Raw genomic sequence first — 14,340 nt, 5'->3', positions numbered from 1 at the left:
CCCGGGCTGGCAACGGCCACCTCTGCGAACTGACGAGGGCATGACCGGAGGCTTGAGCGGGGCGGTAGTAGCAGGGAATGCCCCCGCTACTGGCGGCGTGAAGAGGAGTCAATTTGGGGAGGGAGACGACCCGCTGGCGCAGTTAAGACGGACGCTGGCAGCCTGAGCCGAGCCATTTTTCCCACTTACAGAGAAACGGTGTCCCAGTTTCTCCTTCAAGACTCGAATCGATGCCGCACTTCGCCGCCGCTACTAGCCGATTGCCGACCTAAGAGGGCGCCATCGAACAACCGCCGGAAGTGCCGGGACCGCAGGGCGATGGCGCGGGTCAGAGCGTCACCTTTCTTGGCGCCGCCTGGCGGTGTACTTGAAGAAGACCGTTCCTGCCGAGAAGATGACGGCGGCCACTCCGATCAGGATGAGGATCTGGACGAACGCCGACGCTGCTGATGGCATGGGGGTTCCTTTCCCGGCGGAGCGGCTGGGGGTCGGCTGTCAGGCGCCGCCCCGAAGGGAGACCTTCCCGCTGGGCCATGACGGACGCCTCGATCTCGGGACGAGGGCGGCGGCCCGGACGGGTTCGGTCGCCACGATCACGACATCGGCCCCGAACGTCTCCCCGTCGGCGGGCCGCAACCCCTCAGCGGTGACAGCTCGCACGGCGGTCGCCAGTGACAGGGCTCCGTCCGGCAGTCGGGCCGCACGTTGCTCCGGTATCCGTCCCATGCCGAGCGGAGCTGTTCACGCGTGGCCGAGCGATCGTCGGTGATCTCCAGATCGGCCAGGTCAGAGCGAGGTCGGCCGGTTGGACGCACAGCGCCGCGCAGTCGATCAACTCGTGAAGGGAGGCCGTTGTCGCCCTGGAGCGAATGCGCAGCTCTTGGGGAGACTTGTGGTGCTCGACATCTAAGCGTCGGCGTTCTTGCACCGGATCCCGCCGGACCCCTCCACGCCCAGCACCCACCCGGTCAAGCCGCCGTCTCTACGGTCGCCACGCCGGCGCGGACCATGATGCGCTCGCTCTGCCGACAGGTCGACATCCGTCACAAAAGTGGACTTATGGGGACAAATACCCCTAATCGGGGGCACCGATCCTGGCAATCTCGGCAATCCGCGCTTCCACCTTGGGGGGTTGTGACAGCCTAGCTACGGGTTGTGCCCATACGAGAGTCCGCATTAACCAATGTCGCGAACTGCTGTCGACGCACCGAGGATGCCGATGCCTGATTTCTTCCAATCCACCACCGGTGCCGAGCAACAGAATGTCCGGCGAGCCCGCAGGTCAGTAGCCCATGGTACGCATCGACAGAACAAAATACGAGCGCTTCACCTGTCCATTTCCGTGCTCCCCGCAGTGATTATGGGTTTTCTCGGGTTCGCCGCCGTGGCGGTCGTGTACGACGGCACCGTCGTGACCCAGGGTGCGCGGCTGGTGCTGATCATGGCGACGGCCGGGGCGGTGATCACCCTCGGAGCCGCCTTCGTGGCGGCGGACTCGGCGACCCGCCAGATGCAGCGGCGGCTGTCCGAGTCGGCCCTCCAGGGTCAGGAGAACATGCAGCGGCGGCTCGGCGAGCTCGGATTCCTGATCCTTGAGGGGCGGCGGGACCTGCAGCGGCTGGCCGAGGGGCTCCGCGCCGGCGGGACGGCCGCCCCGATCAGCGAGGACTTCCCGCCCCCCGTCAACGCCGACTCCTATCTGCAGCTCGTGCACGAGCTGCGGAAGGCGCAGAGCGCGGCCTGGAACGCCGTGGTCGGCGCCGCAAGCCGCGATGCGGCCGGTGAAAGCGGTCACCGGGTCGCGGTCTTCGTCAACCTGGCCCGGCGGATGCAGTCGCTGTCGCATCGGGCCATCCAGGGCCTCGACGAGCTGGAGAACCAGGTCGAGGACCCAGACCTTCTCAAGGGGTTGTTCAGAGTCGACCATCTCAGCACCCGCATGCGTCGACAGGCCGAGAGCCTCGCCGTGATCGGCGGAGCTGCTTCGCGCCGCCGGTGGACCAAGCCGGTGACGGTGTACGAGGTGCTGCGCTCGGCCATCGCCGAGGTGGAGCACTACAACCGAGTCAAGGTGGTGCCTCCGGTCGAGGGGAGCCTGGACGGCGGCGCGGTCGCGGACGTCGTCCATCTACTGGCCGAGCTCATCGAGAACGCCACCAAGTTCTCGCCGCCGCAGACGCAGGTGCTCATTCGCTTCGAGAGGGTTGCCGCGGGCATGGCCGTCGAGGTCGAGGACCGCGGCCTGGGCATCCCGCGGGAAGACCAGCGGCGGCTGAACGAGCTGCTCGCCGATCCCGATCGGGCCGACACTGAGGAACTGCTGAAGGACGGGCGGATCGGACTACTGGTGGTATCCGCGCTCGCTCGCCGCCACAAGGTCCGCGTCCAGCTCCAGGGCAATGTCTACGGCGGCACCCAGGCCATCGTCGTCGTTCCGCAGGAACTGGACGGCCGCGAAGCGGAGGAGGCGGAGGAGGCGGAGGCGAGGCCCCCGGCGGAACCGGTGGCCGCCGGGGCACGACCCGACGCGAGCCTCTCGTCCCCACTACCGGCGCGCGTTTCCGGCTCCAGGCAGGGCGTCGAGACCCGTCAGGGTCTGCCGCTGGATGAACGTGATCCGCTCGGCGCCTCCCTGCCGGCGCCCTCGGCGGCTGAGGATTCCCGGCACCGGCTCCCTCCCCTGCCCGCGTCCGGCGCCCCGGCGGCCATGACGGGCCACGGAACCGCGCCGGACTCCGGAACGGGGCCGGGCTTTCCGGGCGGCGCCGGCGAGCGGCCGCCATTGCCGCAACGCCAGGCCCAGACCAGCCTGGTGCCCGAACTGCTCAATGCGCCCGCTCCCCCGCGAGATGATCAAGAAGTCGAATACAATCCCGGTTTCATGGCCGCATTCAAGAAGGGTCTGGACAGCGGCGCCCAGGAATACAACGACTCCGCCGGTGATCCCGACAATGCGAACTGACGATAAGTACACGACAAGGAGTTTCCGTTGAGTGTTGCCTCCCCGAACCAGGGTCGAGATCTTGCTTGGCTGTTGCGGGGGCTCGGCGAACAGGTTCCGGTCATTCGCGGCAGCGTGCTGCTGTCGTCCGACGGAATGATGAAAGCCGCCGACGGCTTTGACCGCGCCAGCGCAGAACATCTCGCCGCGCTCGCCTCGGGGCTCTTCTCCATAGCACGTAGTGCCGGAACGAAGTTCGACGACAGCAATGAGGTGCGGCAGGTCGTCGCGGAACTGAAGTCCAGCCAGTTGTACATCTCCTGGGCCGGTTACAACTCCGTGCTCGCGGTGCTCGCCCGGGCGGAGGCCGACCCGGCCGTCGTGGGTTTTGAGATGGCCCGGCTGATCAAGGCCGTCCGCCCCTTCCTGGACACCGCGGCACGGTCGACGGCCGCGACGAGCGACCGAAGCCGCGCGTTTTGACGACCGGCGACGATGAGCTCTGGCTCGACGAAGCCGCCGGGCTGCTGGTACGCCCGTACGCGGTGACGGCCGGCCGCACCCACCCGACCGTCGACCTGGACATGCTGTCCTTGGTGGTGGCGGCCGACGGGCATCCCCCGGCCATGGATCCAGAGCATGCCAAAGCGCTCGAGCTGTGCCGCAAGCCGACCCCGGTCGCCGAGGTCGCGGCACATCTGCGGCTCCCCGTGGTGGTCACCAAAGTCCTCATCTCCGATCTGGTGGACAGCCAGGTGATGACCGCACACGCGCCGCGAACCGCGGCCGATCCCACCGACCGAGCCCTTTTGGAGAAACTGCTCGATGGCCTACAACGAGTCTGAGGCGCTCCCCACTCAGGTCAAGATCCTCATAGCGGGCGGTTTCGGTGTGGGGAAGACGACGTTCGTCGGTGCGGTGAGCGAGATCGAGCCGCTGAGCACCGAGGAGCTCATCACCTCGGCCAGCGTCGGCATCGACGATCTCGGCGGGGTCGAGCACAAGACCACCACCACCGTGGCGCTCGATTTCGGCAGGATCACGATCGAACAGCACGGGATCGTCCTCTATCTGTTCGGGACGCCGGGGCAGCGGCGGTTCTGGTTCATGTGGGACGAACTGAGCGCCGGAGCGTTGGGCGCCATCGTGCTCGCCGACACCCGCCGTCTGGAGGACTGCTTCGAGGCGGTCGACTTCTTCGAGAGCCGGGGGACCCGGTTCCTCGTCGCGGTCAACGAGTTCGACAGCGCGTTCCGCTACGGATCCGAAGAACTGCGGGCCGCTCTCAAACTCGACCCGCGCGTACCGATCGTGCTGTGCGACGCACGGGACCACACCTCCGCCATTTCCGCGCTGCAGGCCCTGATCCGGCATCTCCTCACAGGCGCCCCCGCAGTCCCTGCCTGACAGAACTCCAACACATGGAAAACGCTTAATTCGGTGCCGCCACTTCGTTCTCGGTCCGCAATCCGCTAAATCAGCGTGCCCATCTTCGCAGTCGGTCATAAATGGAGGCCTCCGTGACATATTCATCCAATGACCAGGCCGGGGCGTTCTCGGCCCGTCCCTTGATGCCGCCCGATCGTGAAGCGGCCCAGCGCGTGAAGCGCCTCCGGGAACTCGGCCTGGGGCAGGCACGGGAGGGCGAATTCGATGATTTCGCCCGCAGAGTCGCGATGGAAGCGCAGGAGCTCGTCGGGCTTCCCGGCACACCGGTGGCCTTCGTGAACCTCGTCGGCGACGATCAGTTCATCTGCGGCGTCTACACGCCACCGGCAGCCGCCGAACTCGTGGGTGGCGTCCTCGGGGCGCGAGTGCCCCTCGACGCCGGCTACTGCCCGCATGTCGTCGTCCGGCGCAAGGCCCTGATTCTGGACGATGTCCTTGATTATCCGCGTTTCGCGGGCAATCCGATCGTCGACAAGCTCATGGTGCGCAGCTACGCCGGAGCTCCGCTGACCGACCGCACGGGCACGGTTCTCGGCACGATCTGCGTCGTGGACAGCGAACCGCGCCCGTGGGGCAGGGCCGGGCTGGATCTCCTGAAGCGCCGGGCGGTCGACCTCGCGGACCTGATACACCGCCGCGAGGGCCTGCCGGGCTAGCCGCCCGGCGGGTCCGGTGAGAGGTCCGGAGAAACGGACCGGGGGCGATCCCGGCGCCGCTCTCCGGACCTACTCGGCGATGAGACCGTCAGGGCTCAAGCCGCCCGGCAACCTCGCGCGCCGACGGTGGCGTCGGGCGGTGAGGGGGTCCGGGGGATCACCGTGGCCGGGTCTCGGTCGCCGGGCCTCGGTCGCCGGGCCCGTCCGCGGCCGCGGATCACGAGACCCGACTCTTCGGCCCGTAGGCGTCGAGTATTCCGGTGGCCAGCAGCCGGAATTCCGCGGCGACACCGACGATGTCATTCCTGAGGAACTCGATGGCGGGCCGGACCCGTGCCGGATCTGCGGCGGTCTCCTCAGCCCATTTCAGGACTTGGGCGACCGCGATCAGGTAGGCGATCGCGCGGCCGGCGAGGACCTGCTGCGCCTGGCCCAAGCGCTGATCGAGGAACCCCAGGTCCTCCTGGAGCGCTGCGACGGCGGGCGCTGTGAGCGGCCAGTCGGCCAGGAACCCGCTGAGAGGCCGACCGGACCGCCGGGTCAGGCAGTGCGCGGTCAGTTGCTGGCTGAGCATGTCGTTGTTGCCGTCGAAAATACTGAAGACCCGTGTGTCCAGGAACGCCTGACCGGCGATGTTGGTGGGAGACCCGCAGCGGTATCCCTCAGCGCCGGTCAGCTGCTGATAATGCTGGGCCGCGCTGATCATCCGCTCGGTCGCGACGGTTTTGAGAGCCTGCACGGCCGGAAACGCCGGAGCCAGGTCGCTCTTGAAGTCCACTCTCGTCTGCAGGTAATGGCTGAGCGCCTCGCAGATGGTGGAGGAAGTGTCGATGGCCGCGAGCCTGTACTTCACGAACCCGATCCTGGACTGCGACTTCCGCCCGATCTGGCGGCCCTCCGCGTACGCGTGCGCCTCCCGGCTGATGCGGCGCAGGAAGCCGGCCCCCGCCGCCGCCAGCAGCGCTCGCGACGCCAGGAAAACGTCCACCGAGTTCAGGCCCGTCTCCTCGGCATCGATTCGCCGGTGCCGAGGGACGGTCACATCGATGTCGTTGACCCCGTAGTCCAGCAACTTCAGGCCGAGCGCCTCGTACAGTTCGACGGTGCGGAACCCCTCGCTCCGCCTGACGACGAAGTAGCCGTACTCGTGACGGTGGGCGTTCTTCGCAAGGACCAGCCACCAGTCTGCGGAGGAGCTGAGCGCCTGCCAGTGCTTGCGGCCGCGGATCCGGTAGCCTCCCTCGCACTCCTCGAATGTGGTCGTCATGACGGAGAGGGCGGAGCCGGCGCCCGGCTCGGTGGCGGCGAGCCCGGCCATCAGGGGATCGCCGCCGGCGAACAGCGGCAGCATCTCCTGCTTGGCTTCTTCACCGGCCCACTTCACCACCGGGAGAAGCGCAAGTGCCGTGTTGACTATCACGTAGACACCGAGTGCCACGTTCCATTCAGAGGCCGTCTCGACGATCCGACACATCTCGACGCTGCTGTCTCGCCCCCCGTACTGCTTGGGCAGAGTCGGAAGCCGGACGCCGGCCCTGACAAGGAGCGCCCAACTGTCGGGCGGAAGGATCTGCTGCGGGAAGGTCGCCGAGTCGAACTTGGACGCGACCGCGTCGAAGCCGGCGATGAACTCGTCCGTCGACAGAGCCAGCAGATGATTCGTCGGCAGTACATCATTCGTCATGGTGTCCGCTCTCACGGGTCGTCCTGCCAGGGGCAAGGGGGGAAGCTGCCAGGATCCGGCGGTCAAGGGCGCGCCGATGTTCTTTTCATCCGCTGTGACAGGCCATGGACCACCTTCCGAATCACCGGGATCTTGGGCATATGTCATGGTCATTCGGTCGATCAAGGAGTGCAAGGAACATCATGCTTACCGCAGTGGGCGCGTTAATCATTCACACCTGTGTGACCTGCACAGACTCGCGGATCAGCAGAGCTCGCCCTCCTCGGACCATGACCTGACCACAGCGCAATCACGAGACGTGGTTCCAGCCCGGATGCGGAGATACACCCGGACTTGAGTACCACGGCGCCATACCGCGGACGGATTCCACACTCGAACCGACCGCGGTGTTGATCAAGGTTACACGGAGCCCTTTTCAGCGCGATATGGTCCTGCGGAGTTTCGGGGTTGGACTGGCTTTGTCGAGTCCTTTATTGGGCTTCACGCAGGTGAACCAGGGGTCGTCAACGCCCGGCGAGAACTCTGCGCGGTCGGCCCGGCCGGGATCCCAGGGGTGATGACGTTACGGCCGGTCCGGACAGGCCCCGGACTCCTAATACCGCCTCGCGTACCAGGTCGGTTGCTCGCCGAACATGCCCTTGAAGTCGCGGATGAAGTGGCCCTGGTCGACGTAGCCGAGGTCGGCCGCCAGCGCGGCCCAGTCGATCGCCCCGCCGGCGGCCATGCGTGCGGTCACCTCATGCAGGCGATAGCGGCGGATCACCCACTTGGGCCCGATGCCGACGTACTCCGCGAAAAGCCGTTGCAACCCCCGCATGCTCAGCCCGAGCTCGCCGGCGAGGTGCTCGACCCTGGTCACGGCCTTGTCCCTGGCGATCAGCTCGACCGCGGCCACCGCCTGGCGCACCCGGGGGTCGTCGTCCGGCAGGTGTTCCAGCAGGAACGCCTCCACGGTCGGCACGTCGAGCGTCGTGGGCAGGTCCGGGCCGAACACCTCGGTCGCCGGGACGACGCGGTCGGTGATCGTCGAGACGGAGGCGCCGAGGAACGGGCGGAAGCAGCCCGGCCGGAACGCGACGCCGAAGACCTGGTCGCGGCCCTCGAGGACCTTGATCTGGTAGCCGCTGCACACGCCGTTGACGTCCGCGCGGCCGCCGCCGAGCGACAGGTGCACGTTCGGGTACGGCACGATCTTCTGCCGGTAGGGCTCGGCGTAGTCCCAGCGAGCCTCCCAGTACCGCTCCACCCATGGCGCGAGCGCCGGCGACGGGTCGTGGAACGCGTGGCGTTGATGCCTGGTCCACGCACCGCGCAGCTCACGAACGTCCCGCTCCACACGGCAGAGTGTATGTCGCCTTTGTCCAATACCCCTCCGGCCCGGGTCCCCTAGCGTCGCCGCCATGTCACATCTGTCCGACGCCGCCGAGGCCATGGCCGCAGTCGTCCGCACCATCACCGACGCCCAGCTCGCCGACAAGACTCCGTGCACGGAGTACGACGTGCGGGCACTGGTCAACCACCTCCTGTTCTGGGGGCCGTCGCTCGCCGGCGGCGGCCGCAAGGAGTCCGTTCCGCAGCCGGCGGCCGCCGAGTCCGAGGTGGACCTGGCGGCCGGCGACTGGCGCGGCCGCCTGCTCGACCTGCTGGACGACATCACCTCGTCGTGGGCGCCGCCGAGCGCCTGGGAGGGCGAGACGAGCATGGGCACGCCGCACACGCTGCCCGCGCCCGTCCTGGGCGACATGATCGTCGGCGAGCTGGCCATGCACGCCTGGGACCTGGCGGTCGCGACCGGGCAGCGGCTGGATCTGCCCGCCGACCTGCTGACGCACCTGCACGACACGGTGTTCGCCAACGTGGAGCAGGGGCGGGAGATGGGCATGTACGGACCGCAGGTCGCGGTGCCGGCCGACGCACCCGCCTTGGACCGCATCCTCGGCCTGACCGGCCGTGATCCCGCCTGGACATAGCCCCTGGCCGGTGATGTCGGTCCCACCTGCTGAAGACCCGCAGGCTCCCGGTCTATGCCTCTGCAGCTAGGCCGGGGTGCCGCCGGTGTTGTGGATCAGCTGCTTGAGCACCTTCAGGGTGGTGACGTAGTCGGCGTCATCGATGTCCTGGTGGATGCGGGCCCCGATCGCCGGCGCGTGCTCCTTGACGTCGGCACGGGCCCTGTCCCCCGGCTCGGTGATCCACAGCCGTCCGTCGGCGTCGCGCGTGATCCAGCCGCGCTCCAGCAGGACCTCCGCCTCTGCCTTCAGGTCGTCTTCCGGTCTGATGTACGAGCTCATGGCCTGCTGGAGTTCGGGGATGGTCATGCCGTGGCCGTCGGGTGAGATGTCGTTCTTCGACAGGTTGCGCAGCAGCCAGAACTGGGGCTGGGTGAAGCCGATCTCGGCCAGTTGGGCCCGGATGAACGAGATGAGGGACTCGTAGGCCAGCCCGGTCCAGTAAGCGGCGGGCTGCGCGGCGGAGATGTGCTGGATGGTCATGTTCGGGTCCCCCTGAATGTCGGCTGATGTGAGCACCGTAAAACCTCAAGCACACTTGAGGGCAAGACCGGCCTCGTCCAACACCCGCCGCCCACGGAGCGCGAGAAAAAGGCAGTCGGCTCCGCGCCACTCGGGGGAAGGTCCCGGCGGCGGTTCGGGCCAAGTGGACGTCTACCGCGCTGGCCAGCACCGCCAGCCCGGCGAACACGCCTCTGGCGACGACCCGTGGCCGCTGAAACGGCGGCGCTCTGGGAGTAGGGCGGGCTCGAATTCCGATTGGACGGTCGGGAACCATCCGAGAATAGGCTTCCCGCAAACCGGGGGAACAGCAGAGTGTCCGCGCATCTGGGGGGAAGCTCAAGCTGTCGTCAGAGGGCCTCACGATGACGCGGTCGTTGAGCCCGGCCTGTCATTTGCTCGGCTGGGGGACCTTGCAGTTGGCGGTGGGGTTGAGACCGATGTAGTTGAGCGGACCGGAGGCCAATGTGATTCCGATCGTGGCAATTCTGGCGCAGCTGCCGTCGAACTGGGTGTAGTAGTGGCGCTGTCCCGCGGCGAGCGCTCCTATGACCAGCCAGGCGACGAGCATCCACCGTCCGGACCTCATCGCTACCTCCGGTGACCGCTTCGCCGACCCTGGGGTACGACAGTAACGACAAGATCGTCCATAGTTAAGCAAGTCGGGCCTGGTGTGTCATGTCACCAGGCCGTTGTGTTCTCGACGAAGCTCCGCCCACCGGGCGGTCTCCCGACGCCCCGACCGTGCACAACCCTCCCGCAGACATCGCCCAGCGTCCAGCCATATCGCTCCCACAGCTACACCCACGCTGGCTGCGGCGGCGTCGCCACGGGGGTCGTGGACGGGCACCACGCGTCCGGCTGTTGCGGGAGAACCCTTAGAAGGACGGCCGAGAAGATCGGGGATCGTTCGGGGTGCTCCCTAATGGCGAGGCGTGTCACCGACCTCAAGAGTTGAGACACGCGGTTCGCGAGCTCGCCGGCATGTCGAGTTCGAGGAGCGACACCCACGACGCGGCAGAAATGAGATGCAGTGCGCCTTGTAGGAAGACGCCGGAATCGCGGCGGCCCGGCCCCGGTGGACGCCCTCCCAGTGGTGGTGCGGCTGGACAACGTGGTTCGCCGCTACGGGGCCGGTCAGGCCGAGGTGGCTGCCCTGGACGGCGTATCGCTCGACTTCGGGCCTGGGACGTTCACCGCGATCATGGGGCCGTCGGGCTCCGGCAAGTCGACGTTGCTGCACTGTGCCGCCGGGTTGGACCGTGTGGACGAGGGCCAGGTGTGGTTGGCCGGCCAGGATCCGTCGCGGCTGCCGCGGCGGACCTTGACCGAGCTGCGGCGTGACCACACCGGCTTCGTCTTCCAGGCGTTCAATCTGATCCCGACGCTGACGGCGAAGCAGAACGTGGAGCTGCCGGTGCGGCTGGCGGGCCGCGTACCCGACCCGGACCAGGTGGCACGGTCACTGGACCGTGTGGGACTCGCCGACCGCGCCCACCACCTGCCGACACAGCTTTCAGGCGGTCAGCAGCAGCGGGTGGCGGTCGCGCGTGCGCTGGTCGCCCGGCCTCGGGTGCTGTTCGCGGACGAGCCCACCGGCGCTCTGGACATCCGCTCGTCGCGGGAGGTCCTCCGCCTGCTGCGCGACACCGTGGCGCAGAGCGGAACGGCCGTGATCATGGTGACGCACGACCCCGTGGCCGCGGCGCACGCCCAGCGGGTGGCGTTCCTCGCCGATGGACGTCTCGCCGGCGAGCTGGCCGGTGCGAGCGCGGAGAAGATCGCCGCGCGCATGACGCTGCTGGAGTCCGGTCGATGGGCTGATGGTCAGGGTGGGCACGAGCCGACCCGTTCCGACGCGGTGGGAGCCATCTGTGCGCGGGATTGACCGGCTGACCTGGGAGCTGGGACTGGCCAGCGTGCGACAGCGCTGGTCGAGCTTCGTGGGAGCGTTCGTGGCCCTGGCGGTCGGGACGCTGATCACGGCCGCCAGCATCCATGTCCTGGTGGCGACCACGAGTACACCCTCACCAGGGCCACAGCGTTTCGCGGCGGCTGAGAGCGTCGTCGTCCCGGTCGACGGTTTCGGGACGCCGTTGCCGGCACCGGCAGGCCTGCCCCGCGAGACCGTGAATCGGGCACAGCGCGCCGGCCCGTCCGTGGTGGATCGCAGCTTCGCGGTTCGAAGCCCGACCGGGACCGAGGCCGTGGGCCACGGATGGTCCTCGTCGTCCCTTGCCTCCTACAAGCTGCTCTCCGGGCATCGGCCGATCGATGACCACCAGATCGTCGTGGCGGCCGACGGCACCGGATCCGCTCACCTGGGCGAACGGGTCAGGGTGGCGACACCGCTGGGAACGGCGTGGTACACCGTCGTCGGCGCGGCCGAACGCAGGTCGTTCGAGGACGCGGTCTTCTTCACTGACGCGGAGGCCGCTCGCCTGTCCCCGGCTGTGAATGCGGTGGCCGTCCAGGCGCCGGCGTCCGCGGTTCGCGCTCGTGTGTCCGGCGAGACTGCCGGAGTACTCGCCGGTGACCTGCGGCGGGTGGCGGATCCGGCCGCCGTCGGCGGTCTCGGCAGAGCCCGGTCCGTGGTGCAGATGACCACCGGGCTGTCGGTCCTGGTCGTGGTGTTCGTCCTGATCGCGACGTTCGCCTTCGTCGTCGAGCAGCGGTCGCGCGAACTGGCGCTGCTGAGTCTGGTGGGCGCCTCGCCCGCGCGGATCCGAAGGATGGTCCGTGCGGAGACCGTGGTGGTCGGCGCCGCCGCGGCACTGCTGGGGTGCCTGCTCGGGATCCCCGCCAGCCTGCTGCTGCGGTCCTGGATGGTGGCGAACCACCTGGCTCCGGAGTGGTTCCACGTCGGTTTTCACCCCGCGGCGTTGGTGATCGCGTTCCTGGTCGGCATCGGAGCGGCGGTGCTCGGCTCCGCCGCCGCCTCATGGCGCGCGTCTCGCGCCCAGCCGCTCGACGCCCTGCGGGAGACGATGGCCTCGCCCCGCGTGATGTCTCCGGTGCGGTGGATACTCGGCGGCCTGATCCTGGTCGTCGCCATCACTGTCGCGCTCGTGTTCGCCGTGATCAGCCCGTTGAGCGCCGCGAATCCGGGAACCTATTTCGAGGTGCCCGTCCTTTGCGCGGCGGGTCTCGCGATTCTTTCGCCAGTGCTGGTGCGCCCTGTGGCACGGGTCGTGACCTGGCCGCTGATGCGCTTCGGCGCGCTCGCGCTGGTGCTGCGGCAGAGCACCCTCAATGGCGGACGCAGGGTGGCTGCCATCGTGACGCCGGTCGTCCTCGCCGTCGGCATGTTCGGCGGGATGATCGGCATGCAGAATTCCGGCCGTGACGCTGCCGCCCGCGAGCGCACTGCCTCGATCCAGGCCGACTTCGTCGCCACTCCGGACCTCGGCGGAACCTTCAATCTTCCAGCCGTCTCCGCCCTGCGCCACGCCGGCGGCATCCGGAGCGTCGAAGTGATCGACGAGGTCGTCACCCTGGCCACGAAGGACGGCACGGTTCTCGACGCGGTCGACGCGCGAGGCGTCGACCTCAGCGCTCTCGGCGACGTGGTGACGCCACGTGTGCGGCAAGGCTCGCTCGACGCGCTACCCGCCGGTGCCATCGTGGTCGGCCGCGACCTCGCCGCCTCCGCCGACCTGCGGATCGGCCAGCCCCTCGTGGCGCGGGCCGGCAACGGTCGTCGCGTTCCCGTGCACGTCGCCGCCGTTGTCGACTCAGTGCTCGGGGGTGGTGCGGCCTACGTGCCCAGCGAGCTCCCGGGAAGCATGCCGCCTGGCACAGCGTTCCTCCGCACCGTCCCCGGCAAGAGCGCGACACCGCAGCTGAGAGAACTGCGCGAGGCAGGCGTGCGGATCGAGCCCGTCTCGACGTACGTGGCCCAAGCGAGCCAGGCCGAGAAGGAGGACTCGCATCTCGCGAACGTCGTCATCCTGGGCATCGTGATGGCTTACGCCCTCCTGGCCCTCGTCAACACCCTCGTGACGAGCGTCTCTGCGCGACGGCGAGAGATGGGCGCCCTCAGCCTCACCGGCGCCACCCACCGGCAGATCGTCGGCATCGTCGTCAGCGAGGCGGTGCTGGCCGTGGCGGTCGGCACCCTGGTCTCGATCCTCTCCGCGGGGTCGGTGCTCGGACTGCAGCACGTCACGCTGAGCCGCGTCATCGACCATCCACCTCTGGCATTGCCCTGGGCCGATCTCTTGCAGATCGTCACGCTGTGCACCGCGACAGCCGCACTCGCTGCCATCGTCGCCGGCTGGCGCACCCTCGCACGCTTCGAGGCCGTGCCCACAAGCGAGTAAACGCGCCAGTGGCCAGGAAGGGCGGACCGTGCGGAACGCGAGGACCGTCTGCGGACGCAGGTCGCGCACCGATTAGCTTTGCGCGCCGCGCCCGTCTTTAGGTGTGAGATCGACTCCCGGAAGGCTGGCACGATGCGGAAACTGACCTACGGCATGAACCTGAGCCTGGACGGCTACGTCGCCGCGCCGGGTGACGATCTCGGTTGGGGCGTGCCGAGTGACGAGTGGTTCCAGTGGTGGTCCGACCGGGTGGGGGCGACGGACCTGGCGCTGTACGGGCGCAGGTTGTGGGAGACGATGAGTTCCCACTGGCCGACCGCCGATCAGCAGCCCGGCGCCACCCCGGCGCAGATCGAGTTCGCTCGCCGCTGGCGGGACATGCCGAAGGTGGTGTTCTCCTCCACGATCGACAAGGTCGGCTGGAACGCCCGCCTGGTCACCGGCGACGCGGTCACCGAGATCACCCGGCTCAAGAACGAGGACGGAGGCCTCATGGACATCAGCGGCGCCACACTCGCCGCGACCGCGATGCGGGCCGGGCTGATCGACGAGTACGTGCTGGTCACCCACCCGGTCCTGCTGGGCGGCGGCAAACCGTTCTTCACCGCGCTGGACGACTGGGTGAACCTGAACCTGGTCGAGACCCGGACGTTCCCCGACGGCGTACTCCTGACCCGATACGAGACGAGGTGATGAGCACGGGCCGAATGCTCGGCTCGTAGGGCGGACGACGTCGTCCTTGATCGTGACGGTGGTCTTCGGGCAGGCAGACGCCCCG

Annotated in this window: 13 protein-coding genes; 9 read left to right on the top strand and 4 right to left on the bottom strand. The window is 68.2% G+C overall.

What is annotated here, in order from left to right:
- Positions 1–1,219 precede the first annotated feature (1,219 nt).
- From AB0C84_RS06350 to AB0C84_RS06330, 5 genes are all read left to right on the top strand, one after another.
- Positions 1,220–2,962 carry an ATP-binding protein gene (locus AB0C84_RS06350; RefSeq protein WP_361061731.1) on the top strand — a complete coding sequence of 581 codons (1,743 nt, stop codon included), beginning with the start codon at positions 1,220–1,222 and terminating at the stop codon, positions 2,960–2,962.
- A gap of 27 nt (positions 2,963–2,989) precedes the next feature.
- Positions 2,990–3,424 (top strand): roadblock/LC7 domain-containing protein, encoded by a 435-nt coding sequence (locus tag AB0C84_RS06345; RefSeq protein ID WP_258945436.1) that lies wholly within the window; start codon positions 2,990–2,992, stop codon positions 3,422–3,424.
- Positions 3,421–3,786, top strand: coding sequence for a DUF742 domain-containing protein (locus AB0C84_RS06340; protein WP_361061728.1), 366 nt, complete (start codon positions 3,421–3,423; stop codon positions 3,784–3,786). Before AB0C84_RS06345 ends, AB0C84_RS06340 begins: the two co-directional genes overlap by 4 nt.
- A complete protein-coding gene (locus tag AB0C84_RS06335) occupies positions 3,767–4,348 on the top strand; it encodes an ATP/GTP-binding protein (RefSeq protein ID WP_361061725.1) in 582 nt (193 codons plus the stop codon). Before AB0C84_RS06340 ends, AB0C84_RS06335 begins: the two co-directional genes overlap by 20 nt.
- A gap of 113 nt (positions 4,349–4,461) precedes the next feature.
- Positions 4,462–5,046: a GAF domain-containing protein gene (locus tag AB0C84_RS06330; protein WP_361061722.1), complete on the top strand. Its 585-nt coding sequence runs from the start codon at positions 4,462–4,464 to the stop codon at positions 5,044–5,046.
- A 217-nt stretch (positions 5,047–5,263) separates the two neighbouring features.
- Here AB0C84_RS06330 and AB0C84_RS06325 read toward each other — a convergent pair whose 3' ends face one another.
- Both AB0C84_RS06325 and AB0C84_RS06320 read right to left on the bottom strand, forming a co-directional pair.
- Positions 5,264–6,745 (bottom strand): acyl-CoA dehydrogenase family protein, encoded by a 1,482-nt coding sequence (locus tag AB0C84_RS06325; RefSeq protein WP_361061719.1) that lies wholly within the window; start codon positions 6,743–6,745, stop codon positions 5,264–5,266.
- A gap of 577 nt (positions 6,746–7,322) precedes the next feature.
- Positions 7,323–8,066 (bottom strand): helix-turn-helix domain-containing protein, encoded by a 744-nt coding sequence (locus AB0C84_RS06320; protein ID WP_361061716.1) that lies wholly within the window; start codon positions 8,064–8,066, stop codon positions 7,323–7,325.
- A 64-nt stretch (positions 8,067–8,130) separates the two neighbouring features.
- On the opposite strand from AB0C84_RS06320, the gene AB0C84_RS06315 reads away from it, so the two are divergent.
- Positions 8,131–8,700, top strand: coding sequence for a TIGR03086 family metal-binding protein (locus AB0C84_RS06315; protein ID WP_361061713.1), 570 nt, complete (start codon positions 8,131–8,133; stop codon positions 8,698–8,700).
- 66 nt (positions 8,701–8,766) lie between these two features.
- Here AB0C84_RS06315 and AB0C84_RS06310 read toward each other — a convergent pair whose 3' ends face one another.
- Positions 8,767–9,222, bottom strand: a complete 456-nt coding sequence (locus tag AB0C84_RS06310) for a MarR family winged helix-turn-helix transcriptional regulator (RefSeq protein WP_361061710.1) — start codon at positions 9,220–9,222, stop codon at positions 8,767–8,769.
- 409 nt (positions 9,223–9,631) lie between these two features.
- Complete coding sequence (locus AB0C84_RS06305) at positions 9,632–9,829, bottom strand: hypothetical protein (protein ID WP_179844450.1); 198 nt, start codon at positions 9,827–9,829, stop codon at positions 9,632–9,634.
- Between the two features lie 504 nt (positions 9,830–10,333).
- Between AB0C84_RS06305 and AB0C84_RS06300 the strand changes: the two genes are divergently transcribed.
- The 3 genes from AB0C84_RS06300 (at position 10,334) to AB0C84_RS06290 (ending at position 14,255) form a co-directional block, all read left to right on the top strand.
- The gene (locus tag AB0C84_RS06300; RefSeq protein ID WP_361061707.1) at positions 10,334–11,128 is read left to right on the top strand and encodes an ABC transporter ATP-binding protein; all 795 of its coding nucleotides are present in this window, start codon (positions 10,334–10,336) and stop codon (positions 11,126–11,128) included.
- Positions 11,115–13,562, top strand: coding sequence for an ABC transporter permease (locus AB0C84_RS06295; protein WP_361061704.1), 2,448 nt, complete (start codon positions 11,115–11,117; stop codon positions 13,560–13,562). Before AB0C84_RS06300 ends, AB0C84_RS06295 begins: the two co-directional genes overlap by 14 nt.
- Before the next feature lie 132 nt (positions 13,563–13,694).
- Positions 13,695–14,255 carry a dihydrofolate reductase family protein gene (locus AB0C84_RS06290; protein WP_361061701.1) on the top strand — a complete coding sequence of 187 codons (561 nt, stop codon included), beginning with the start codon at positions 13,695–13,697 and terminating at the stop codon, positions 14,253–14,255.
- Positions 14,256–14,340: the final 85 nt, after the last annotated feature.

Origin of the sequence: Actinomadura sp. NPDC048955 (genome assembly GCF_040649435.1) — a bacterium.
Lineage (GTDB): Bacteria > Actinomycetota > Actinomycetes > Streptosporangiales > Streptosporangiaceae > Spirillospora > Spirillospora luteofluorescens.
This window is presented reverse-complemented; position numbering and strand designations above follow the sequence as displayed.

Bases quoted from the DNA above. Each gene is read 5' to 3' on its own strand.
- AB0C84_RS06305 (WP_179844450.1), bottom strand. From the start codon at position 9,829: ATGAGGTCCGGACGGTGGATGCTCGTCGCCTGGCTGGTCATAGGAGCG.
- AB0C84_RS06310 (WP_361061710.1), bottom strand. From the start codon at position 9,222: ATGACCATCCAGCACATCTCCGCCGCGCAGCCCGCCGCTTACTGGACC.
- AB0C84_RS06350 (WP_361061731.1), top strand. From the start codon at position 1,220: ATGCCTGATTTCTTCCAATCCACCACCGGTGCCGAGCAACAGAATGTC.
- AB0C84_RS06315 (WP_361061713.1), top strand. From the start codon at position 8,131: ATGTCACATCTGTCCGACGCCGCCGAGGCCATGGCCGCAGTCGTCCGC.
- AB0C84_RS06290 (WP_361061701.1), top strand. From the start codon at position 13,695: ATGCGGAAACTGACCTACGGCATGAACCTGAGCCTGGACGGCTACGTC.
- AB0C84_RS06335 (WP_361061725.1), top strand. From the start codon at position 3,767: ATGGCCTACAACGAGTCTGAGGCGCTCCCCACTCAGGTCAAGATCCTC.